This window comes from Sinomonas sp. P47F7, from assembly GCF_049332655.1.
Lineage (GTDB): Bacteria > Actinomycetota > Actinomycetes > Actinomycetales > Micrococcaceae > Sinomonas.
Window position 1 is genome coordinate 4,409,605 of the sequence record NZ_CP186327.1, and the last position, 23,245, is coordinate 4,432,849.

16 protein-coding genes and 1 pseudogene are annotated in these 23,245 nt (G+C 68.4%); 11 read left to right on the top strand and 6 right to left on the bottom strand.

Annotated elements, in window-relative coordinates:
* The first annotated feature begins 24 nt into the window (after positions 1–24).
* From ACOKR1_RS20655 to ACOKR1_RS20675, 5 genes are all read left to right on the top strand, one after another.
* Positions 25–2,547 carry a DUF4118 domain-containing protein gene (locus tag ACOKR1_RS20655; RefSeq protein WP_422934746.1) on the top strand — a complete coding sequence of 841 codons (2,523 nt, stop codon included), beginning with the start codon at positions 25–27 and terminating at the stop codon, positions 2,545–2,547.
* Between the two features lie 12 nt (positions 2,548–2,559).
* On the top strand, positions 2,560–3,234 hold the full coding sequence (locus ACOKR1_RS20660) for a response regulator (protein WP_422934747.1): 675 nt from the start codon (positions 2,560–2,562) through the stop codon (positions 3,232–3,234).
* Positions 3,235–3,256: 22 nt separating this feature from the next.
* On the top strand, positions 3,257–4,165 hold the full coding sequence (locus tag ACOKR1_RS20665) for an SDR family oxidoreductase (RefSeq protein ID WP_422934748.1): 909 nt from the start codon (positions 3,257–3,259) through the stop codon (positions 4,163–4,165).
* Positions 4,166–4,232: 67 nt separating this feature from the next.
* A complete protein-coding gene (locus ACOKR1_RS20670; RefSeq protein ID WP_422934749.1) occupies positions 4,233–4,502 on the top strand; it encodes a type II toxin-antitoxin system Phd/YefM family antitoxin in 270 nt (89 codons plus the stop codon).
* Positions 4,499–4,783, top strand: coding sequence for a type II toxin-antitoxin system RelE family toxin (locus tag ACOKR1_RS20675; RefSeq protein ID WP_422934750.1), 285 nt, complete (start codon positions 4,499–4,501; stop codon positions 4,781–4,783). Before ACOKR1_RS20670 ends, ACOKR1_RS20675 begins: the two co-directional genes overlap by 4 nt.
* Positions 4,784–4,805: 22 nt before the next feature.
* Here ACOKR1_RS20675 and hrpB read toward each other — a convergent pair.
* From hrpB to ACOKR1_RS20705, 6 genes and pseudogenes are all read right to left on the bottom strand, one after another.
* A pseudogene (gene hrpB, locus ACOKR1_RS20680) lies at positions 4,806–7,428 on the bottom strand (ATP-dependent helicase HrpB).
* Between the two features lie 2 nt (positions 7,429–7,430).
* Positions 7,431–8,894 (bottom strand): glycosyltransferase family 87 protein, encoded by a 1,464-nt coding sequence (locus tag ACOKR1_RS20685; RefSeq protein WP_422934751.1) that lies wholly within the window; start codon positions 8,892–8,894, stop codon positions 7,431–7,433.
* A 74-nt stretch (positions 8,895–8,968) separates the two neighbouring features.
* A complete protein-coding gene (locus tag ACOKR1_RS20690; RefSeq protein ID WP_422934752.1) occupies positions 8,969–9,811 on the bottom strand; it encodes a trypsin-like serine protease in 843 nt (280 codons plus the stop codon).
* 72 nt (positions 9,812–9,883) lie between these two features.
* Positions 9,884–10,108 (bottom strand): hypothetical protein, encoded by a 225-nt coding sequence (locus tag ACOKR1_RS20695; protein WP_422934753.1) that lies wholly within the window; start codon positions 10,106–10,108, stop codon positions 9,884–9,886.
* 529 nt (positions 10,109–10,637) lie between these two features.
* The gene (locus ACOKR1_RS20700) at positions 10,638–11,219 is read right to left on the bottom strand and encodes a histidine phosphatase family protein (protein WP_422934754.1); all 582 of its coding nucleotides are present in this window, start codon (positions 11,217–11,219) and stop codon (positions 10,638–10,640) included.
* Positions 11,216–12,709 (bottom strand): CCA tRNA nucleotidyltransferase, encoded by a 1,494-nt coding sequence (locus tag ACOKR1_RS20705; protein WP_422934755.1) that lies wholly within the window; start codon positions 12,707–12,709, stop codon positions 11,216–11,218. The genes ACOKR1_RS20700 and ACOKR1_RS20705 overlap by 4 nt, the downstream gene beginning before the upstream one ends.
* Positions 12,710–12,848: 139 nt before the next feature.
* Here ACOKR1_RS20705 and ACOKR1_RS20710 point away from each other — a divergent pair, with 139 nt between their 5' ends.
* From ACOKR1_RS20710 to trxA, 6 genes are all read left to right on the top strand, one after another.
* On the top strand, positions 12,849–13,355 hold the full coding sequence (locus tag ACOKR1_RS20710) for an NUDIX hydrolase (RefSeq protein WP_422936698.1): 507 nt from the start codon (positions 12,849–12,851) through the stop codon (positions 13,353–13,355).
* A 7-nt stretch (positions 13,356–13,362) separates the two neighbouring features.
* Positions 13,363–15,324, top strand: a complete 1,962-nt coding sequence (gene murJ / locus ACOKR1_RS20715) for a murein biosynthesis integral membrane protein MurJ (RefSeq protein WP_422934756.1) — start codon at positions 13,363–13,365, stop codon at positions 15,322–15,324.
* 120 nt (positions 15,325–15,444) lie between these two features.
* Positions 15,445–16,347 (top strand): hypothetical protein, encoded by a 903-nt coding sequence (locus tag ACOKR1_RS20720; protein ID WP_422934757.1) that lies wholly within the window; start codon positions 15,445–15,447, stop codon positions 16,345–16,347.
* Positions 16,335–16,967, top strand: coding sequence for a hypothetical protein (locus ACOKR1_RS20725; RefSeq protein ID WP_422934758.1), 633 nt, complete (start codon positions 16,335–16,337; stop codon positions 16,965–16,967). Before ACOKR1_RS20720 ends, ACOKR1_RS20725 begins: the two co-directional genes overlap by 13 nt.
* Before the next feature lie 226 nt (positions 16,968–17,193).
* On the top strand, positions 17,194–18,174 hold the full coding sequence (trxB, locus tag ACOKR1_RS20730; RefSeq protein WP_422936699.1) for a thioredoxin-disulfide reductase: 981 nt from the start codon (positions 17,194–17,196) through the stop codon (positions 18,172–18,174).
* A 27-nt stretch (positions 18,175–18,201) separates the two neighbouring features.
* On the top strand, positions 18,202–18,531 hold the full coding sequence (gene trxA / locus ACOKR1_RS20735) for a thioredoxin (RefSeq protein ID WP_415854683.1): 330 nt from the start codon (positions 18,202–18,204) through the stop codon (positions 18,529–18,531).
* Positions 18,532–23,245 lie beyond the last annotated feature (4,714 nt).

Consider the following 23,245-nt stretch of genomic DNA (forward strand, 5'->3'; position numbering starts at 1 on the left):
TAGGCCGACTGGAAGAATCAAGGCATGGACCGCGGTAGCCTGCGCATCTTCCTCGGCGCCGCGCCCGGCGTCGGCAAGACCTATGGGATGCTCGAAGAGGCCCATCGCCTTGCCGCGTCGGGCACGGACGTCGTGGTCGCCGTCGTCATGGACCACGGCCGCGCCCAGACCGCCGCGCTCACCGACGGACTCGAACTCATCCCGGAGCGCCTGGTCGAGTATCGCGGGACGAGACTGCCCGAGATGGACGTCGACGCCGTGCTCGCGCGCAGGCCGCACACCGCGCTCGTCGACGAATACGCGCACACCAACGCGCCCGGAAGCCGTCACCAGAAGCGCTGGGAGGACGTCGACGAGCTCCTCGACGCCGGGATCAACGTCTTCACAACCGTCAACGTCCAACACCTCGCGTCCCTCAACGACGTGGTCGAGTCCATCACGGGCACGCGACAGCAGGAGATGGTCCCCGACGCCGTGGTCCGCAAGGCGGACCAGATCGAGCTCGTCGACATCCCGCCGGAGCTGCTCCGGCAGCGGCTCAGCTCGGGGCTCGTGTACGCGCCGGACAAAATCGACGCCGCGCTGGCCAACTACTTCCGGCTCGGCAACCTGTCCGCGCTGCGCGAGATCGCCCTGATCTGGCTCGCGGACCGCGTCGAAGAGGGGCTCGCCGAGTACCGTGCGCGGCATCGGATCGACGAGACGTGGCCGGCCCGCGAGCGCGTCGTGGTCGCGCTCACGGGCGGCCCGGAGGGCGAGGCGCTCATCCGGCGCGCCGCCCGGATCATCTCGCGCGTGAGCGGCGGCGATCTGCTCGGTGTCCACGTCCGGCGTCCGGACGGCCTCGCCGAAGGCTCCGAGCAGACGCTCGCGTCGCAACGGAAACTCGTCGAAGACCTGGGCGGGAGCTACCACCAGCTCGCGGGTGACGACGTTGCCGGAAGCCTCCTCGACTTCGCCCGCAGCGTCAATGCGACCCAGATCGTCGTCGGGATCTCCCGGCACACCCGGCTCCAGCAGCTGTTCGGACGCGGAGGGGTGGGCAGCGCCGTCGTCCGCAACTCCGGCGAGATCGACGTGCACATGGTGACCCACTCGCTCGCGGGCCGCGCTCCCCGCAAGCGGCTCACGCCCCTCCTCGGGCGCCGCCGCACGATCGCTGGGTACGTCCTCGCGCTCGTCGTGCCGATCGTCATGACGTCCGTACTCCTGCCGTTCCCCGAGCTCAACCTCACGACCCACGCGCTCGCGCACCTCTCCGGGGTGGTGACGGTCGCGTTCATCGGGGGGCTGTGGCCGGCCGTGGTGGCCGCGGTCTTCGACTCCCTTCTCCTCAACTACTTCGTGACGCCGCCCATCGGCACGCTCACAATCGACGACCCTCAGAACTTCTTCGCGCTCATGGTCTTCCTCGCCGTCGCCGTCGCGTTCTCCCTTGTGGTGGGCGTCTCGTCGCGGCGGTCGCGGGACGCAGCGCAGTCCCGCGCGGAGGCCGGGACGCTGAGCGAGCTCGCGCGGGGCTCGCTCGCGCGGGACCAGAGCGTCCCGGAGTTCCTCGAGCAGCTCCGCGGGGAGTTCCAGCTCGCGTCCGTGAGCGTCCTCGCCGAGGACGGCGACAGCTCGTGGGCCACGCGTGCGCGCGCAGGCCAGGACGCGCCCGCCTCGCCAGACGAGGCCGACGGCGCCGACCACTTCGAGCCCGATCTCACCCTCGCGTGGCGGGGCCGGGCGCTCAGCGGGGGCGAGCGCCGGCTCATGGCGGCGTTCGAGGCCCACCTCACGGCCCTCCTCGAGCGGCAGCAGCTCGCGCTGAGTCTCCGGGAGACGGTCAGGCTCGGCGAGGCGAACCGCATCCGCACGTCGATCCTCCGTGCCGTCTCGCACGACCTCCGGACGCCGCTCGCGGGAATCCGCCTCGCCGTCACGGCCCTGCGGCGCCAACGCGCCAAGATGACGGTCGGTGAGCAGAGGGAGATGCTCGAGGCCATCGACGCCTACTCGGGCCGGCTCGACAACCTCGTGGCGAACCTTCTCGACATGTCCCGCATCGACAGCGACGCCCTCGCCGTGCTGCACGAGCCCGTCACGTGGCTCGACGTCGTGTCCGAGGTCCTCGCGGAACTGCCCCCGGAGGCCGTGCGGATCGACCTCGCGCCGAACCTTCCAGCGGTCGACGGCGACCGCGGCCTTCTGGTGCGCGCCCTCGCCAACGTCGTGGAGAACGCGGTCAAGTACGCGCCCGGGAGCGACATCGTGGTCATCGCGACGACGGGCGGGCTCCTCGCTCCCGGAATCGGCGACCGCCCCGTGAGCGAGCTCAGGGTGGTCGACCACGGCACGGGAGTTCCGCCCGAGCGCGTCCTCGCGATGTTCCAGCCTTTCCAGCGGCTCGGGGACGAGGGCAAGGGGCCGGGGATCGGCCTCGGCCTCGCCGTTGCCAAGGGCTTCATCGAGGCGATGGGGGGCGAGCTCGCGGCGGAGCCGACCCCGGGCCAAGGGCTCACGATGGTCCTCCGGATGCCGCTGTACGCTGGGCCGCGAGAGTAGGGAGTCCCTTTAATGAAGCGCGTTCTCGTGGTCGACGACGAGCCTCAGCTGCTGCGCGCGTTGCAGATCAACCTGCGGGCCGAGGGGTACGCCGTGGCCGTCGCGGCCAACGGCGCCGAGGCGCTCCACCTCGCCGCCTCGAAGCCGCCCGACGTCCTCGTGCTCGACCTCGGGCTCCCCGACATGGACGGCTCCGAGGTGATTCGGGGCATCCGCGGCTGGTCGGACATGCCGATCGTCGTCCTGTCGGCGCGGCACGGCTCGACGGACAAGGTCGAGGCGCTCGACGCGGGCGCCGACGATTACGTGACCAAGCCGTTCGGCCTCGACGAGCTGCTTGCCCGGCTGCGCGCCGTCGAACGCCGCTCGGCGCACGCCTCCCCAGGCGGCGTGATCGACACGGGCGATCTCCTCGTGGACCTCGGCGCCGCAACCGTGACGCGTGACGGCGAACGCGTGCACCTCACACCCCGCGAATGGGGCGTCCTGCAGATGCTCGTGGCCAACCGCGGCAAGCTCGTGACGCAGCGGCAGCTCCTCCAGACCGTGTGGGGACCGGCGTACGGCGAGGAAACACAGTACCTGCGCGTGTACATGGCGCAGCTGAGGCGCAAGCTTGAGAGTGACCCCGCCCATCCGCGACACCTCCTCACGGAGGCCGGGCGGGGGTACCGGTTCGAGGAGTGATCCTTCGAGTCAAGGAGGAGCCATGAGCGAAGGTCCAGTGCTGGCGGTCGGCGGAACGGGATGGCTAGGGGGCCAGGTGGTGGGCGCGCTGCAATCCCGCGGGAAAGCCGTCCGCGCGCTCGTGAGACCGGGGTCGGACGGCTCCGGGCTCGAGGCGCGGGGGGCCACGGTTGTCCGGGGCGATCTCATGGACCGCGGCTCCCTCGATCGAGCGCTCGACGGCGTCGACGCGGTCGTCACTACCGCGGCCGGCTACACGCGCCACAGGAAGGGCGACACCGCGGAGATCGACGTCGTCGGAAACCGGAACTTGGCCGACGCCGCGGCCCGGGCCGGGGTGCGCCGCTTCGTCCTCACGAGCATCCTCACGTGCGACCAGACGCCCCACGTCCCCCACTTCTGGAACAAGAAGCTCATGGAGGATCGGCTCGAGGAGCAGGGCGTGCCGTTCGTCGCGCTGCGCCCCGGTGGCTTCCTCGATCAGCTCGCACGGTTCGGCGGCGATCCGTTCGACAAGGGACGGCTCTCCTGGTTCGGGGCGTCCGACGTGCCGATGACGTTTGTGCTCACAGCCGACGTGGCCGCGTTCCTTGCCGCGGCCGTCGATGTCGAAGTGGCCCCTGGCGCGCGGATCGACATCGGCTGGGACCGGCCTGTGAGCCTCCGAGACATCGCAGCCATCTCAAGCCGGCTCCTCGGGCGGCCGATCGGCGTGCGTTCCATCCCCACCGGCGTCATCAGCGCAGCCGGGCGCCTGCTGGGCGGCGTCATGCCGATGGCACGGGACATGAACGCGATGACCGAGTGGTTCGGGTCGGGACGCTACGTGGCAGACACCACGCGGCAGCGCGAGGTCTTCGGCACCGTGCCCACGGCGGAGGACGCCATCACGCGCTTTCTCACCGCGCTCGGGCACCCGATCCAGGTGTGAGTCGAGGATTGACTTAGCTAACGTGGCGGGCTTGCCGCAACTCGACTCGGTCGCCACAATTGTGACCATGAGCATTGAATCGCTGCGGAGCGTCCGCGACCATTTCAGCGAGATCGTCGACCGGGTCGAAAAGGAGCACGAACGGGTGACCGTGACGCGAAACGGGCACGCGGCGGTCGTCATTGTCAGCCCGGAAGACCTTGCGGCCCTCGAGGAGACCATCGCCGTCCTCAGCGACCCGCAGACGCTCGCAGACATCCGGGAGGCGGATGCCGCCTACGCTGCCGGCGACGTCGTCCGCGGCACCGATGCGGTGCGCGCGCTGCGCCGCCCGTGACGACGGACGAAGACTCCTATGAGCTCGTGATGACGCCGCCGGCGGTGAAGTCCGTGCGATCCAGGCTCCCTGAGAGCGTGGCCGCTGCCGTCATCGAATTCGTCACCGGCGCACTGATCGCGAATCCACGGCGCGTGGGCAAGCCCCTCCGCGAGCCGCTCGCGGGGATCCACGCAGCGCGGCGAGGGACCTACAGGGTTCTCTACCGCATCAATGACGCGCGGCGCGAGGTCGTCGTCTTAAGCGTTGAACACCGGCGCGACGCCTACCGCAATCGCTGACCACGTCCCGACCCGGGACCGCTCAGCCCATCCTCCGCTTCGTCCTCGCCGTCGCGACGGCAGTCCACGGGTCCTCGGGCCACGGGTGCTTGGGGTATCGCCCGCGCATCTCGGCCCGGACCTGGGCGTACGGCCCCGACCAGAAGGACGCGAGATCGTCGGTGACGGCGAGCGGCCGCCCGGCCGGCGAGAGCAGGTGGAACAAGACGGGCACGCGGCCGTCCACGAGGCGCGGCGTCTCGGCCCAGCCGAAGCACTCCTGGAGCTTGACCGCGACAACCGGCCTCCCGCCGTCGTCCGTTCCCCCGTCCTCAACGGGCGGGTAGTCGATGCGCACCCGGCTGCCGCTCGGCACCTCGAGCCGCTCCGGGGCGAGCGCCGAGAGCCGCGACGCCTCTGGCCACGGCAGGAGCCGCCGGAGCGGCTCCTCGAGGTCGATGCCGCGAACGGACGCGCCGTTGGCGAGCGCCTCGAGCTCGGGGCCGAGCCATTCGGGCAGGCGCGCCACGAGCGCGGGCTCGGACACGTCCGGCCACGGCTCGCCGAGCTCGCGGCGCACGAGCGCGAGCCGCCGGCGGAGCGCGTCCGCCCGAGCGACCAGCCGATCACCCGAGGCCGTCCGCAGCGAGGGCGCGGGCGATCGCGTCCCGCCCCTCCGCGGGCGAGGGCCGCACCGGCGTCGACGCGAGGACAATGGCCCCGAGCCGCCGCTCCCGCCGCGCAACGACGCGCCCGTCGGCGAACCGCGCGTCGACCTCCTCGGCGAGCAGATGATTCGCGGCGACCTCCGCGGCGTCCCCGCCGAGGGGCGCGGCCGCGCGGATCACGGCGCCCGTGCCGGCGCCCTCCCGACCCTGCGAGCGGGCCACCTCGGCGACCGCGAGCCACTCGTGCCCTCCGAGCGAGCTCCCCGCGGGGAGCGCGGCGCGGGTGCCGGACGCGAAGAGATAGCGCTCGTCGGGACCGGGTACGCGGCGCGCCACGAAGTGCGGGAACGCGAGGGCGACCACGAAGCCGGCCCGCTCGGCGTCGTCCGCGAAGGATGGCGCGGGGCAGTCGGGGGCGACGCGGTTCCCTGGCCCGCGAGCCGCTCGAAGCGTGCGGCCTCCTCGCGCCACGCCCGCGCGGAAGGATCTCTCCCGGAGCGCAGCGCGGCGAGGAAGCGCCCGAGGTCTGCGCCGGAGCCCTGAGGTCCCGCGCGACGAGTGCGACCACCTCCGCTGCACGGCGCGCCCCGACGATCCCGGCGCCCTCGAGCAGCGCGCGCCCCAGCCGCGGATCCGCCGGAATGCGCGCGAGCGTCCGCCCGAGCTCGGTCGCGAGGCCGTCGCGGTCGACCGCGCCGAGGTCCTCGAGGGTCGCGACGGCGTCGCCGAGCGCCGCGGGCGGCGGCGGGTCCGGGAGCGCGAGCCCGCGTCCGCCCGGCGCACCCAGCATGCGAGCAGCAGCGCGGCCTCGGTGAGATCGGCGGCCGCGATCTCGGGCGTCGCGTGTGCAGGAGCCGCGGCGTACGCGCGCTCGTCGTAGCAGCGCACCACGCGCCCAGGCCCCTGCCGCGCCGCGCGCCCCGCACGCTGCTCGGCCGACGCGCGGGAGCACGAGACCGTCACGAGCCCCGACATCCCGCGCCCAGCGTCGCGCCGCGGCTCGCGGGCGAGCCCCGAGTCCACCACGAGGCGTACCCCGGGCACGGTCAACGACGACTCCGCGAGATCCGTCGAGACAACGATGCGAGGCGGCTCGCCGGGTCCGCGGCCAGAGATCGCGCGGTCCTGGCTCGCCGGATCGGCCTGACCGTGGAGCTCGAGAACCTCAATCCGGCCGCCCCCCGTGCCCCTCAGCCTCTCCGCGACGTGCCGGACCTCGCGCGCTCCCGGAACGAACACGAGCGCGTCGAGGTCCCCGCCCGCGGCGAGCGCCGTACGATGCTCGGCCGCGGCAACGTCGGCGATGTGGTCCAGGAACGCGCGCGTCACCCCGCGCTCGTCGAGCCGAGGAGCGGACGACGGCGCCCAGCCCACCTCGAGGGGGTGGAGCCGGTGGGGACCCGCAACCACTGGAGCCGGACCGCCGCCCTCGTCCGCGAGGAGCGCGGCGAAGCGCGGAGCGTCGACGGTGGCCGACATCGCCACGAGCGTGAGGTCTCCGCGGAGCTGCCGGACTTCGGCGAGCATCCCGAGCGCGAGGTCGGTCTCGAGGGCACGCTCGTGCACCTCGTCGAGGATCACCGCGTCCGTGCCGTCGAGCGCGGGATCGGCGAGGAGCCTGCGGAGCAGGATTCCGGGGGTGACAAACTCGACGATCGTCTCGCGGCCGGACATCCGCTCGCCGCGGACCGTGAAGCCAACCCGGCTGCCTAGCTCGCTCCGATCGAGCGCGGCGAGGCGCCGTGCCGCGGCGCGCGCGGCGACCCGCCGCGGCTGGGTGACGACGACGCGTGCCGGACGCGCGTCGTCGTCCGCGGATCCGCGGGCGGCGACGTTGGCGACGAGAGGCGGGACGAGCGTCGTCTTGCCGGTGCCGGGCGGAGCCTGGACGACGGCGACGCCCGCGCCAGTCGCTGTGAGGGCCGCCTCGAGCGCGGCGATGGCCTGGGCGACCGGCAGTCCGGCGCCGATCGCGGAGAGGTCGAAGGGACGCGCCACGCCTAGCTCTGCTCGGCGGAAACGCTCACCCGCGGAGGCCCCTCGAGGGCCGGCGGGAGCGTGAACACGTCAGGTGCGCCGTCAAATTCGCCGCCCTGTGGGTCGTCCTGATGGCTGCGGCGGATGGGATCGCCGGTCGGATCGTATATGTCCGAAACGACATGTACGCACAGGTATACCAAAACGGCCATATGGACGAGCACCGCGAGGGCGTAGTACGGCGAGTCGATGTTGTTCTGCACGGGCCCGTTGCTCGTGGTCCACCCGAGGTACATCCAGACCGCGACCCAGTGCAGCGCCTCCGCCGTCATCCAGATGAGGAAGTCGCGCCAGCGCGGCCGGGCGAGCGCGAAGAGCGGAATGAGCCACAGGACATACTGGGGCGAATAGACCTTGCCGGTGAGCACGAAGGCCGCGACCACGAGGAACGCGAGCTGGGCCACGCGCGGCCGGCGCGGCGCGTGGAGCGCGACGAACGCAATCGCGAGGCAGCACAACCCGAATCCCACGACGAACAGCCCGTTGGCCGCGAGCGTCGGGATCTTCGCGAGTTGGAGCCGCTCGGCCACGAGATTCCACGCGAAGTACGCGGAAGAGAAGCCGGGGTCCCGGTCCGCCGAATACTGGAAGAAGAACGCCCAGCCCTTCGGATCACCCACCATCGCGGGCAAGTTGACGGCGGCCCACGCCGCGAGGGCGGAACCGAGCAGGGCAACGGTCTGGCGCCAACGGCCGGTCCGGATCGCGAGGAGCACGAACACGCCGAGCACGAGCGCGGGATAGAACTTCGTCGCGGTGCCGAGACCGAGAGCGATCCCCGCGAGAACGGGACGGTTCCGCGCGAACGCGAGCAGGCCGAGCGAGAGGAGCGCGACGGCCCAAAGGTCCCAGTTGATGAACCCAGCCAGAATCGCGCCGGGCGCAATGGCCACGAGCGCGGCGTCCCAAGGCCTCCGGGGATTGGCCCGGGCGGTCGCCATGACGGCGACCATCCACATGACCGCGGCCAGGACCGCGTTGAGGTCGAAGTACGCGCCGGCACGCGCCGGCGTGGCTCCCGTTCCCGGAATGGCCAGGGCCGTCAGGCCCGCGATGAGGGACGTGATGACGGGGTACTCGAACGGGGACCCGTGCGAGAACAGCGGGAGGACGCCGTCGGCGAGACCGCGTTCCTTGAAGAGCGTGGGGAAGTCGGAATAGCACGTGGCGTAGAACTCGGTCGGCGAGGTCCAGCCGTTCACGCGGCAGTACCCCTTGATGAGCACTCCGCCGATCGCGGCCACGGCGGTCAGGAGCAGCAGAATGAGTTCGGGGTTCCACAAGGCGCTCCGCGCCGCTCCTGGGGCCGCGTGGGAGCCGAGGGGACCGCCCAGGCCTTCGCTGAGGGTGACCACGAGGGGATCGTTCCGGCTCGGCGAGATGACGGCGCGCGGCGCGCGCGCGCCGTCATCCGCGGAGGGTTCCATGGGTCAGAGCATACCGGCCAGGCCTTGCCCCCTCGCTGGTGCCGCCCGCCATCCGACGGGCGGCACCAGCGGGACTACGACCCGACGCCGAACCCCGCCAGCCAGGACTGGACCGGCGCGAGATCGACGCGCTGAAGGCCGTCCAGCGCGAGGCAGTTCGTGCGCCCGAAGCTCGTGAGCCCAACAATCGCGCCGTCGAGGAACGCGGAGCCGCCGGAATCGCCCGAGCAGATGCCACCCGTACCCATGCCCGGATTGACGTTGCCGTGGGTTGTGAGGATCTGCGGACCGATCTTCTGGGCGCGCAGATCCACGGACCGGCGGATGAGCGGATACGTGATCGGAACGCGCCGCTGCGGGCCCGAGGCCGGCTTGCCGAGCTCCGTGCCGTAGCCAACCGCTGTCACGACCGTCTTGGAGACGTCGCCGGGCGCGAGCGCGTCGAGCGTCCCCGCCGCCGCGAGCGGGTAGAACGGGAGGGAGACGGGCGAATCGAGGACGATCACGCCGACGTCATTCCAGTTGTTCTCGTCCGTGAAGTGGGAGAAGTCCGGGTCGGTGTGCGCGGTCCCCTGGACGCGGCCCGCGAGATCGGCCGTCGTGTAGCCCACGCTCCGATCGGCCGCGTTGGGGAAGCCCGAGGGAGGCTGCTCGGCGATCACGGAATCGAAGGAGACGAGCGTCTTTCCGAGCGCACCGTCGGTGCAGTGGGCGGCGGTCAGCAGCACTGTCGGCGAGACGAGCGCAGCCGAGCAGCGGAAGCGACCCTCGGGCGTGTAATACACAATGATCGCGACGCCCGGATGGGCGCTGCCGTCCGGCTCGCCGCCCGTGCTCGCCTGGGCTGGCGCTGCCGTGAGCGCCAGCCCGAAGGCGGCCGCGAGAGCCGCAAAGGCGGCTACGATTTTCCTGCGCATGGGTCCCTTTCTGGTGCACCACGCGTGCACACGAGAGCGATTCTTCACGAGACCCAGGGCGCAGACCAGCATTTACCGCACAGGAATTGTCAGGGCGACTTCGCGCTGAACGGCCTCGCGATGGGCCTCGATGCGCTCAGCATCGACCTGCGATGCGAAAGCGCGCAGCAGGCGCTGGACCACGGTACTCACCTCCTGCGATATGGGCTCGGCGGACGACGCCGGGTGGTCGCCTTCCGGGAGGGGTGTTTCGTCGCATTGTTCGAGCGGCAGCGACGAGTGACTCAACGAGGACATGGGTGCTCCTGAGGGCGTAACGAATTACCGCGCAGAGGGCGCGGTGAATCACGGCATGCGAAATTCGATGAGGTTTCCGGGCGCGTTACCGTGCGCGACGCGCGCGAATGAGGCGCGCGAAATCAGCCGGGCGAGCAACGGAAAAGCCGGAAAGGCTGTAGCCCAATTCGGGGAGGGCTCAATTCCGGAGAAAGGGAGCACAGGCGTCCGCTCGCGCGGACAGCGTGGGGACGCTAAGGCTACCCGAAGAAGGGGCGCAAAAGTCAGCCCGGAAACGCCGGGCCGGCAAGCTGCTGAGGTCTACGCGAAGACAGCGGTAAACATCGGCAGCAGGCCGCGGACTCCGCCTGCCGTCGTGGCAATCCGACCGCGGTACAGAACCTGGGTTGTCATCATGGGTCCAACCTCCTCTGCTGCCAAATGTGAACTGCTTGGGGCCTCTCGAGGCGACGCTCGGGGCACAAAAGTAAAGTTAGCCCACCGGAAGGAGAAAAGGCAAGCGGCGCGAAGAATTTCTTTGAATTTGGTTTCAGAGGCCCCAGGCTTCGACGGCCGGGGTCTTCTTGTCCCATCCGAGGCGACACACTTTCGCGGTGCCGAGAATGAAATGGCGGCCCTCGATTGGCGCAAGCCGAAGCCAGCGCGCGGCAAGGATGCGGCAGAAATGGCCGTGCGCTACGACGAGCACATCAGGCACGCCACTGCCCAAGGCACGCTCCACGACCCGGTCCGCGCGTGCGGCAACCTGATCGAGGGTCTCGCCGTTCGGCACGCCGTGCGTCCAGATGAGGTAATCGGGATTGTCCTTGCGGACGTCCGAGGACTTGATGCCCTCGTAGTCTCCGTAATCCCATTCGACCGCGTTCGGCTCGGGCTGCGCCTCGGGGAAGCCGGCGAGCTCCGCCGTCCTCCGCGCCCGCTGCAACGGCGACGTAAGCACGAGACCGAAGTCGACGCCGTCGAGCGTCGCCTTGGCCTGCCGGGCCTGCTGCTCGCCCTCTGCCGTGAGGGGAAGATCGGTGAGCCCCGTGTACTGGCCGCTCTTGGACCACTCCGTCTCGCCGTGCCGCAGGAGCCACAGCCTCGGTAGCCCGAAGTCCTCGACGCTCACTCGTCCACTCCCGTCTCTGTCGGTGCGCCGGCTTCGAACTCCGGCTGCGCCGCCCACCATTCAAGCAGCTTCGCGCTCGCTTCGTGCTCCGTGACGGGGCCGTTCTCCATGCGTTCCTCGAGCAGGAACTTGTACGCGCGGCCTACGAGCGGACCGGGCCTGATGCCCAGGACGCTCATGATCTGCTGGCCGTCGAGGTCCGGGCGTATGGCCGCGAGCTCCTCCCGCTCGGCCAGCTCCGCAATGCGGTGCTCGAGGTCGTCGTAGGCGAAGGCGAGTCGCTCGGCCTTGCGCTGGTTCCGGGTCGTCACGTCGGATCGGGTGAGGCGATGCAAGCGCTCGAGCAGCGGTCCGGCGTCCGTGACGTAGCGGCGCACGGCCGAGTCGGTCCACCCCGCGTCGCCATAGCCGTAGAAGCGCATGTGCAGCTCGACGAGCCGCGCCACAGCCTTGATGGTCTCGTTGTCGAAGCGCAGCTCGCGCATGCGCTTCTTGACGAGCTTCGAGCCGACCACGTCGTGGTGGCGGAAGCTCACGCCGCCGCCAGGCTCGAAGCGCCGCGTCGCGGGCTTGCCGATGTCGTGGAGGAGGGCCGCGAAGCGCAGCACGAAGTCAGGGCTCGGCACGGGGCCGTCCGGGCCGGACTCGAGGGCCACGGCCTGCTCGAGGACCGTCAGCGAGTGCTGGTAGACATCCTTGTGGCGGTGATGCTCGTCGACCTCGAGGCGAAGCGCGCTCACCTCCGGCAGCACCACGTCCGCGATCCCGCTCTCCACGAGGAGATCGATCCCCGCTCGCGGGGCCGCGCCGTTGATGAGCTTCACGAGCTCCTCGCGGATCCGCTCGGCCGAGACGATCGTGAGCCGCTCCGCCATCGCGGCCATGGCCGCGCGAACTTCGGGGGCGACGTCGACCTTGAGCTGGGACGCGAAGCGGGCGGCTCGCATCATGCGCAACGGATCGTCGGAGAACGAGTCCTCGGGCGCGCCTGGCGTGCGGAGGATCCCCGCGTGGAGATCGCTGAGGCCTTCAAACGGGTCCACGAGCTCGAGCGTGGGCAGGCGCAGGGCCATCGCGTTCATGCTGAAGTCGCGGCGCTTGAGGTCCCCGGTGAGGGACGAGCCGAAGGCGACGACCGGCTTGCGTGACTCGGGGTCGTAGGCTTCGGCGCGGTAGGTCGTGACTTCGAGCTGGAAGCCGTCCTTGCGCAGACCGATGGTGCCGAACTCGCGGCCGATCTCCCAGTGCGCGTCCGCCCAGCCCTTGATCACGGCGAGGGTCTCGTCGGGGCTCGCGTTCGTCGTGAAGTCCAGGTCCGGCGATCGGCGCCCGAGGAAGAGATCGCGCACGGGCCCGCCAACCAGAGACACCTCGAAGCCCGCGCCCACGAACCGCCGGCCGAGCTCGAGCGCCACGGGTTCGACGGTGAAGCGCTCGGGGGGTGACCCGACCGCCGTCGTGTGCGCGTGTTGCGTGTTCTCTTCTGCCATAGTCCTTAAAGCTTGGCAGATCCGCGGCGCAGCCCGAGCACACCTACCGAGCGCCAACCATTGCGAGGGCCTTCTGGTTAGAGTGGACTGCATGGTTATCCCGTTGCCGAGCGACCCTCAGAAGAGGAGGAGTGCGCCCCTGCCATCCGCGATCGGGCCGCACGTCGCGCCGGCCGGACAGGCCTATATTCATGCCCTTCCGACTGTGGAGGAGATCTCCGCCGGCGGTGTGATTGTGGACACAGGCGACCCGAATCTGCCGGTCGCCATCATCGCGCGGCTCAACCGCGGCGGGCGCCTCGAGTGGTGCCTCCCGAAGGGTCATCCCGAGGGCAAGGAGTCGAACGAGAAGGCTGCCGTGCGTGAGATCAGCGAGGAGACCGGGATCGACGGCCAGATCCTCGCGCCACTCGGAAGCATCGACTACTGGTTCACGGTCACAGGGCATCGCGTCCACAAGACAGTGCACCACTATCTTCTGCAGGCTGTGGGCGGCGAGCTCACGATCGAAAACGACCCCGACCAAGAGGCCGTCGACGTCGCGTGGGTGCCCATCTCCGAACTCTCGCGCCGGCTCTCGTTCCCGAACGAGCGCCGCATCGCAGATCTGGCCCGGGAAGTCCTCCCGGAGCATCTGCTGAAATGACGGCCCCATGATGGCAGCGAAGACCGGAGGGGCGTCGGAGGCCAGGTCCAGTGCCATCATGGCCGTCGGCACGCTGATCTCCCGAGTCCTCGGCTTCCTCCGGCAGCTCATGCTCGTTTACGCGCTGGGCCTCGGCTCGACCGTGACGGACACGTTCGTCAATGCGAACAACCTGCCGAACCTCATCTTCCTGCTTGTCGCGGGCGGCGTGTTCAACACGGTGCTCGTCCCGCAGATCATCAAGGCCAGCGGGGCGCGGGATCGCGGGGCGGACTACATCAGCCGGCTCCTGACGCTCGGCGTCATGGTCACGTTCGGCCTCACGGCGCTCGTGACCATCGCGGCGCCGGTCGTCATGCAGCTCACCACTTCGGGCTACAGCGGGAACCAGTTGGCCCTCGCGACGGTCTTCGCGTATTGGTGCCTCCCGCAGATCTTCTTCTACGGCCTGTATGCGCTGCTGACGCAGGTGCTCAACGCGCACGGCGCGTTCGGGCCCGCCATGTGGGCGCCGCTCGTGAACAACATCGTGGCCATCGCCGGCCTCGGGATGTTCATCTGGATCTTCGGCACGAACAACACGCACCAGCACACACTCGACAACTGGGGCGCGCCCCAGACGCTGCTCGTCGCCGGGGCCTCGACGATCGGCGTCGTGATCCAGACTGCGATGCTGTTCGTGCCAGTGGGCCGGCTGCGGCTCGGGCTGCGGCCCAAGTTCGGCTGGCGCGGCGTGGGGCTGGGCGCCGCCGCACGCATCGGCGCGTGGACGCTCGCGACGACCGCGGTCGGGCAGCTCACGTTCCTCTATCTCATGAGGGTCGCCTCGATGCCGGGCGCCGTGCGCGAGCACCTCCGCGAGGCAAACCCGGACGATCCCACGTGGCAGTTCATTCCGGGCAACACCGTGCTCGAAATGGCGAGCCAGCTTTATCTGCTGCCGCACTCGATCATCGCGCTCTCGCTCGCAACAGTGCTGTTCAACCGCATGACCCAGGCGTCCCAGTCCGGCAATCGCCAAGGCGTTCGGATAGCGCTTTCCAGCGGGCTCCGCACGATGGCGGTGGCGACCGTGTTCAGCGCCCTCGCCCTCTTCGCCCTCGCCGCGCCGCTCGGCATGTTCTTCTCAGGTGGGCGGCCGTCCGACGGCGTCATGCTCGCCCAGACGCTCAGCATCCTGGCGCTCAGCACGCCGTTCCTGAGCGCGAACTTCATGATGTCCCGCGTGTTCTATTCGTACGAGGATGCGAAGACTCCCTTCAAGATCCAGTTGTGGCTCGGCCTGCTCAACGTGGCCGGGGCCACGGTGATCCAATTCCTGCCCGCGCGCTACATCATCTTCTCGATCGCGATCCTCTACACGGTCGGGAACGTCCTCTCGGTCGTGTTGAGCGGCGCCTACCTCCGCAGGCTCATCGGGCACCTCGACGGCGCAACCGTGGCCCGCTCCTACATCCGCATGGGCTACGCCGCCCTGGGTTCGGCGATCGCGGGCGGCCTCGCCGTGTGGCTCATGGGCGGGCTTTCGCCGAGCGGCTTCATCTGGAGCTCGACCCTCGCGGCGCTCGTCGGCATCGTGGTGATCGGCATCCCGATGCTCATCGTCTACCTCGTTCTCCTGCGCATCTTTGGGGTGACCGAACTCCGCGATCTCCTGCGCCCCATCCTGAGCCGCCTCGGGCGGGGCGAGGCCGCGCCGTCGTCCGCTGCGGAGGCGACGCACGACGCCGGTGCTGCCGCCACCTACGGCGGCGAGCCCACCGAAGTCATCGAGGCCGCGTACGCGCTGCGCGAAATCGCGCCGACCATTTCCGACGACACCGGAATCATCCCGCGCATCTCCGGACAGTTCGATCCGAACCTCTACCGCGCGCGTCCCACCACGCCAACGCCGGGGCCCGGAACCCTGCCCGGACGGCGCACGTATCAGGGCCCTCCCGGGCGCAATCCGCACTTCCGCGACGCCTGACGCGACGCCACCCCGCATGGCTCGACAGGAGTCGACGGGCCGCCGTCCGCTAGGATCAAGTCTTAGCAAAGGGCCCGGCATGTCCGGGCTGGCCGGGGCAGACTTTCAAAGGAGGTACCCGTGTCCCAGTCCATCGACGTCGGCACCGTGCTGGGCGGGCGGTACAAAGTCACATCCTCCATCGTCCAATCGCACGACGGTGACCTGGTCCTGGACGGTGTAGACCAGATCCTCAACCGACCCGTCAGCATCCTCGTCTCCGCTCCGGCCAACGCCGAGCAGCTCGCGCAGAGCGCCCGCGAGGTGGCCACCGGCGAGCGGCCCATCGGCATCCAGGTGCTCGATCTCGGCGTCAGCCACGGAGCGACGTATCTCATCACGAACCACGCTGCGGCCGCCGATCTCCTCGACCTCATCGTGGCGCATGACGCCCCGTACGTGGAGCCGTTCTTCACGGACACGCTCGGCAGCGAGATCTTCGGCGAGGCCCGCTCCAACGAGCCCGAGACGTTCAACGGGCTGTACGAGCACGGGTCCCACGACTACATCCAATACGAGCCCGAGGACGGCCAGGAGACCGGCGAGCCCCGTCCGGCGCAGCCCGGCCCGCGCGGCGGTTCCGTCCCGCCGCCACCGTCCGCACCTCCACAGTCGGCCAATCGGGCCACCGCGGCGGGGATTGCGGCCGCTGCCGCCGCGGCAGCCGCGAGCAGCCAGTCGCCAGCACCCCCAAAGGTCACGCCCTGGTCGACGCCCCCGCGCCTCGAGAGGCCGCGCCCGCCGCTCCCGCGCAGCAGCCGCCGGCCACGGCGCCGTCAGCGGCGCAGCCGCAGCCCCGCGCGCCCCAGCCCACGCAGTCTGCCCCGTCCTCTGGCGGAGGATCTGGCCAGGCTCGCGGCGCCGCGTTCCCCGCCGGTGCTCGGCAAACAGCGTGGAACGACCCATCCGACCGGATCTTCGATCGGGACGACGACCTCGAGGAAGACGACGAGTCCACGCGACCCAAGTCCGTGCCGTGGCTAGTGGGCGGCATCCTCGCACTCGTGCTCATCATTGCCCTGATCTTCGCGTTCACGACCCTCGGCAGCGTGTTCCAGCCCCAGGCCTCGAGCCCGAAGACCAGCGCCTCGCACTCCGCGGGGGCCTCGGACTCCGCGTCCGGGGGCCAGTCGGCGCCCCCGGCGCCCGTGGTGGCTCCGGCCATCGAGTCGGTCGCGCGCCTCCACCCGGAGGAGCTCTCGTTTGCCGATCAGTTCGACTCCAAGCTTTCCGCCACCTACGACGGCAATCCGGCGACCTACTGGTCTGACATGGAGTTCGCCCGGGAGGACTGGGGCGGCTTCACCAAGAGCGTCGCGCTTGCGGTCAAGCTCAAGGACGTCTCCGACATCAAGTCGGTCGAGCTCGACCAGCTGGGCGGCACCGGCGGCAGCGTGAGCGTCTACACGAACTCGCAGCCGGACGTCACTGGCGCGACTCTCGTGGGAACGAACACGTTCAATACGACACAGCTCGTGTTCCCACTGCCGAACGCCGTCAAGGCCCAGTACGTGATCATCCAGATCACCGCCCTTCCGCGGCTCGCCGCGCCGAAGACGCAGTACCCGTTCGGCCTGCGGCTCGCCGAGATCAAGGTGCAGTAAAGCGAACGACGGCGGCGCGCCCGCGTCGTTGAAAGGCCGCCTGGGGTTCGTGCCCCAGGCGGCCTTTTCTCATTTCTTCACACGAGCCATTTCTTCATACGCCCTTCCACGCGGCGAGCCTTCGGTACCCTTGAAAGGCGGCGCGGCGGAATACCAACGTCCGTCGACATGTTGTGAGCTGTGGATGTACGGAGTCCAGCACGTCAGAAGAAGAGGTCAATCGCCCGTGAGCACTGCCGAAAGCATCGCCACTGAGATCCGCGACGTTATTGTCGTCGGTTCCGGCCCCGCAGGATACACCGCAGCCATCTACACCGCGCGAGCCAACCTCAAGCCGTTGATTTTTGCCGGTTCGGTCACGGCGGGCGGCGAGCTCATGAACACGACCGAGGTCGAAAACTTCCCGGGCTTCCCCGAGGGTGTCCAAGGTCCGGAACTCATGGACAAGCTCGAGCAGCAGGCCGCGAAGTTCGGCGCGCAGATCGAGTTCGAGGACGTCGAGTCGATTGACCTTGAGGGAGAAGTCAAGCGGGTTGTCCTCGCAAACGGCGAGGAGCATTTCGCCCGCGCCGTAATCATCTCGACGGGCTCCGCCTACCGCGAGCTTGGGCTTCCGAACGAGAAGCGCCTTTCTGGGCACGGTGTGAGCTGGTGCGCCACGTGTGACGGTTTCTTTTTCAAGGACCAGGACATCGCAGTGATCGGCGGTGGCGACTCCGCCATGGAGGAAGCGCTCTTCCTCACGAAGTTCGCACGCACCGTCACGGTGGTTCACCGCCGCGAGTCGCTTCGCGCATCCAAGATCATGGCAGACCGCGCGCTGGCCCACGAGAAGATCTCGTTCGCCTGGAACAGCGAGGTGGCCGACGTGATCGGCGGCGAGAAGGTCACCGGCCTGACGCTGCGGAACACGATCGATGGTTCCGAGTCGAACCTCGCGGTCACCGGCGTGTTCGTGGCTATCGGCAACGACCCGCGTACCGATCTCGTGAAGGAAGTCCTCGAACTCACTCCCGAAGGGACCATCGCTGTCGAGGGCCGGACCTCACGTACGAACGTGCCGGGCGTTTTCGCCGCCGGCGACGTCGTCGATCCAACGTACCGCCAGGCGATTACTGCAGCCGGGTCCGGTTGCGTTGCCGCCATCGACGTTGAGCACTACCTCTCTGACGTCGAGGCACGCAGCCTCGCCACCCAGCAGGCCTAACTCCTCACCACAGATCGGAAGGCAGACATGAGCAACGCCCGAGACGTCACCGACGCCCAGTTCACCGACGAGGTCCTTCTCTCCGAGAAGCCCGTCATCGTCGATTTCTGGGCCGAATGGTGCGGGCCGTGCCGCAAGGTGGGCCCCATCCTCGACGACATCTCCGTTGAATACTCGGAGAAGGTCGACGTGGTGAAGGTGAACGTTGACGACAACCCGAACATCGCGGCCGAGTACGGCATTACGTCGATCCCTGCGGTCTATCTCTTCGAAAGGGGCAAGGTCACCGGAACGGTGATCGGTGCCCGGCCGAAGCAGTACTTCGAGAAGGAGTGGTCCGAGGTACTCGTGAAGTAGATCCCGACCGACAGAAGAGGGCGCAGCCGGTGGCTGCGCCCTCTTCTGTTGTCTGCGCACATCTCTTGCCTGTGCGTACCTTGGTCAGGGCACTGCCAGGCCAGTGAGTTGTTTCACGTGAAACGTGGCCGGTCACTCATCGCATCGTTGGATCCTGCGCTGCCGATCACCGAAGGCGATGTGGTCCCCGAACTGATGAACCAACGAGGTCGGCGGTTCTCCTCGGGACACGCGAATCAGCCACATTTCGGCCGGCACGAAACCAAGGCGCCATCGTTCAACCACGTAACGGCGTTCAACTACGTATCAGCGTTCAACCACGTATCGGTCGAGCTGGCCGACCTAAATCAACCCATCTGCCCTGAATCAAGAGAACCAACCACGCTCGAACACCGACAATTCGAGATCGCATACCTGGCCGTACTGGCAACGCCACAAAGCGCCAAAAGAGCACCCCGAACGAATCCTGCCGTCACAGCTCCAACTCCGAGGTGTGCAACGAATCGACTACTCAGCTCCTCGGCGGTCCACGCGCGCGCTGTGGCCGCTCGGGGCGGCCCCGGACGGCCCGCGTTCCCCTGGCCGAACACCTGGGCAAGACGCTGATGTCTAAAGCCGGAATGCGCGGACGGCTTCCGGAGATCCGGCTGCGAGCCATCACTCCGGGCTTCTTCGGCCCGAAGACCTTTCGGCGTGCGGGCGTCACCCGCTCCCAACCGTCCACGACGCTGGGCGGGGCTACGGCCCTCACCCGGTCGGAGTCTTCGGGTTGGTTGCCACCCTCGCGTGGCCGCCGTCCTCACCCGATTGCCACCCTCGCGTGGCCGCCGTCCTCACCCGATTGCCACCCTCGCGTGGCCGCCGTCCTCACCCGATTGCCACCCTCGCGTGGCCGCCGTCCTCACCTGAATGCGGTCCTCACCCGATTGCCACCCTCGCGTGGCCAGCGCTCGGTGGCGTGACACGCTCGGACGCGCGTCGGACTGGGCCGAGCTGCGCTCAATTCAGTCCCCACAGCGGTCGACTGCCTGAGTCCGGTCGCCCGACATCGCTCCCGGGCGGGCTCACAGGGTCGGGTCTTCGCGCGATGTGACTCCCCTCGCTGCTCGCCCCTCCGCTACGAAGCACCCCGATTGAAAGGGTCCGACCCATTGGGCCGCCAGACGATATTCCGGCACGCACGACTCTGGCGCCCCGCACCCGGCATCCGACACCCGGCGCAAGACCCGTTTGTCCCATACGTCATCGTCCCCGAGACGCCAGGGTGTCCGTCGTGCCGATCACTACCCCGCCTCGTCCCGATCGCGTGTGGAATCGAGTCCTTGTTTCACGTGAAACAAGGGCCGGGATTGCTGAGGTTGTTTCACGTGAAACATCAATCCATCAAACACCTCACTGCTTAGCGAGGACAGCCCTTCGTTGTCAGAACAAGGGGCTTTCGGACCTAGTCACCACAGATGGTTCGAGGTCTTTCAGGCCGTAGCGATCAGACTCGTACCGTCCGGCTCCGACACACCCGTCGGACACCTGGGCCGGACCGTTGGGCCGACGCCGAGCGTCCAATTCGGTCCCTTGTCCGCCACCCCGGTTGCCACATCACCCTCCTCCGTCATCACTGACGCCGCAAGACGCGCTGCCGTCACCCTCGGGGCAAGCGGACGCTCCTCGGTCACCCTCAGCGCCCTCAGCACCGCAGATGTTCACTGGCCACCCTCGAGGCCCATCGCGCTCCTCAGTCCCCTACAGCCCCGTCGGAGCCACTGGGGGGTCCCTGGACACCCTCGGCGCCTCAGCACCAAAGGACGCTCCCCACCAGCGCCCACTGCACCGCCAGACGCTCCACAGCAACCCACAAAGCCCGACCGGCGCTACAGACGCTCCCCGATCAGGCTCAGCGCCATGCGCCGGTCATCCAGCCACGCTCAACGTCGACAGCCCCGCAGACGCTCCCCGGTCGGCCTCTGCGCCGTCACCGCCACGTGGCGGTCCCCTGTCACCCTCAACGCCGCTGGCGCCACAGGGCGCTCCCCGCCGGCCCCCTACGCCGCCAAACCCTCCTCGACCACGCCCAGGCTCAGGACCCCTTTCAGCCACCAAAACCCCGCCGGTGCCACAGACGCTCCCCGATCAGCCTCAGCGCCACGGGCCGGTCATCAGCCACGATGACCTTCCTGAGGCTGACCGTCACGAGTCCCGGAGTCCACACTTGTCCCCCGTCTGTGGCGCACACCGAGCGGAGCGCTCGATCACCGCTGACACGAACGGAGCCCTCGAGCACCTACGCAAACTGGTGAAGCGCCAGAAGATCGCATGGGCCTCACGCCACCGGCGCCCTTCTACACAGGGTTATCCACTGAGGCCTCGAACGATATCCACATCGATTTCCACAGGTGTTATCCACAGTCGTGGACTGCAGGCTGTGGACACCTTTTCGAGCCTTCGCGCACTCGGCCACCCCCGAGCAACGACACTCACGGTCCGCACATCAGGAACAACCTGAGCCAAGCACTAATGCCACCTGTGGTCCGCCTATCCCACGCCACATCCCGTCGATTTCAGCACCGAAACGCGCATCTAAGGCGTCGATATTTGCCCCATCGAGCGGCTTTCTGCGCCGCAGAGATGTCAGTCTCATCGCACAGAACGCGGATCCGGCCCGAGATGGCAACGAGACAGCCTCTGAGTAAGCGCGTCCCAATCCACGAACCGTCGCTCTGCCGAGACATATTGGAGTGACTATCCACAGACCCCGATGTACCTGTGCGATCCGATGGATCCGTTATCCACAGGGAAATCCACAGGGATTTTCCACATGTCAGATGCGGGAGACGGCTCCGAGGATGGGGCCGCGCATCCTCATACCCCGACCTTCCCGCGGTGCCAGGAGCCTGAAGTGTGGGGCCTGAAGCTTCGAACTTGGAGCCTGGAGCGAGGCCCGGAAGACCTCCTGGGTCGCTGCGCGCAGAGTACCCGAATCGGACGACTACCTCTCTTGGCCGGACGCAGCGGTGGCGGGGTGAACACGTAGAGCAGTGCCATAAGCGGCCCAGTGAAGCGCGAACCTGTTCCCGTCAGGTTCCAGGCCAGGCTGCGGGTCAGGCGTTGGAGATGGATCCCGTCCAGGTCGAAGACCGTGTTTCACGTGAAACGGCTCCGCCCTCCGGCAATCCGTCCCGATTCCCGCCGGTCCGTCCAGAGCGTTGGGGTGAGGTCGTGACTTCTCATGAACAACTGGGGGCCGACAGTGACAACTCACGATCCCAACACACGATCTCCAACAGTCAGGCGTGTTTCACGTGAAACATCGGCGGGCGCAACATCGGCCCGGCAGAGCTGGCGAGTCGACTTCCCTAGCCGCCCGGGGCGTCATCAGAGTACAGCCTGTCGACCACCGAAGGTCGCCGAGTCCCCGGTCACGCGAGACCAAGCCATCCTGTTTCACGTGAAACAAGATGACGCGGATCAATGGACTAGGGATCCGGGCCGTTGCCTTGGTAGACAGCCCCATCAGACGGCTAGGCGTCGAGAACCGAGACACAGCGGGAAGCCCATCGCCGATCCTCCTGGCCTCGGTCTGCAACCGGCCGCCATCGTGATCCCCCGGGTCGACCAGGCCTGCCAAGGCAAGCGACTCGACCAAAGCCATCCAAACGAAATCTCAAACAAGCCACTCCGATCGCCGACAGCCCCGCCTTGGCACGTCCGACCGCGTTGGCACGCCCCCGCCTTAGCGCGCCGATCCGACTTGGCACCAAGACCGTGCGCTAGGGCCGCTTCATCATGGACATTTCCGCACCCGAACATTCCCGGCAGCTCAAGGGCAGTCGAGGCCCGGGTCATGCGCGCCCCGACTCGGAGCAAATCAAGGACGGCCACAGCCCTGGTCATGCGCCATCCTCGGGGCGGGTCAAGGGGATCCACGTCGACCGCCGGAGGGCCCGTCTCCGTGCGAATGGCGGAGCCAGAAACGGGCAAGACACTCGGGCACGGTCTAGAGTATTGAGCCGTCTGGAGAATTCACGTCGGTCAGATCACCGAGGGGTGCTTTGCAGTCAGCGAGCCCGCCAACACAGAACGCGGCCGACTCGACTGGGCTGCAAACACACCTCAGGGCGGCACTTCATCGTTCCGCGGTGTGACACGTGTGGTCCGCGACGTCATACAGGGCGCCAAAGCCTGTCGCAAAGGGCGCTTTGGCTACCTGCCGGGATAGCAAGGCTTCGTCATCCTCCCAAACACGGCAGATTCAGGTTGAAAGACGAATGAAGCCGTTCACACCCTGGGCGTCCGCTGCGGCTCCGTGACCGATGAGCTCCCCCGCCAACCCGTAGCCTAGATTGCTCGATGGATAGCGATCCCCGAATCGGCCGCGCCATCTGCGAGTTTGCTTGGTCGCGCATCTGCGCTGGGGGCCCCCGATCTTCGGAGACCGATCGGTGACTCCTCTTTGCGGGCATTAAGGGCCGAGCTCACGTTCGGCGCCCGCGGAGATGTCGCCATGTTTGGAATCCGTCTCGTAGCCACGAATGCTTCACGCCAATCCGAGGGCCGCCCGATACGTGACCGCGTGTTTGTAGCTGATATCAGCTCTGCGACTGACACCAGCTTTGTGACCGACACCGACGATCAGAGCGCGAAAAGGTTGGATCGAACCAGGAATTTCGCGTCTCGCCCTCACGAGTCGGACTCCAGTGTGGCGATCGGTCGAGAATCT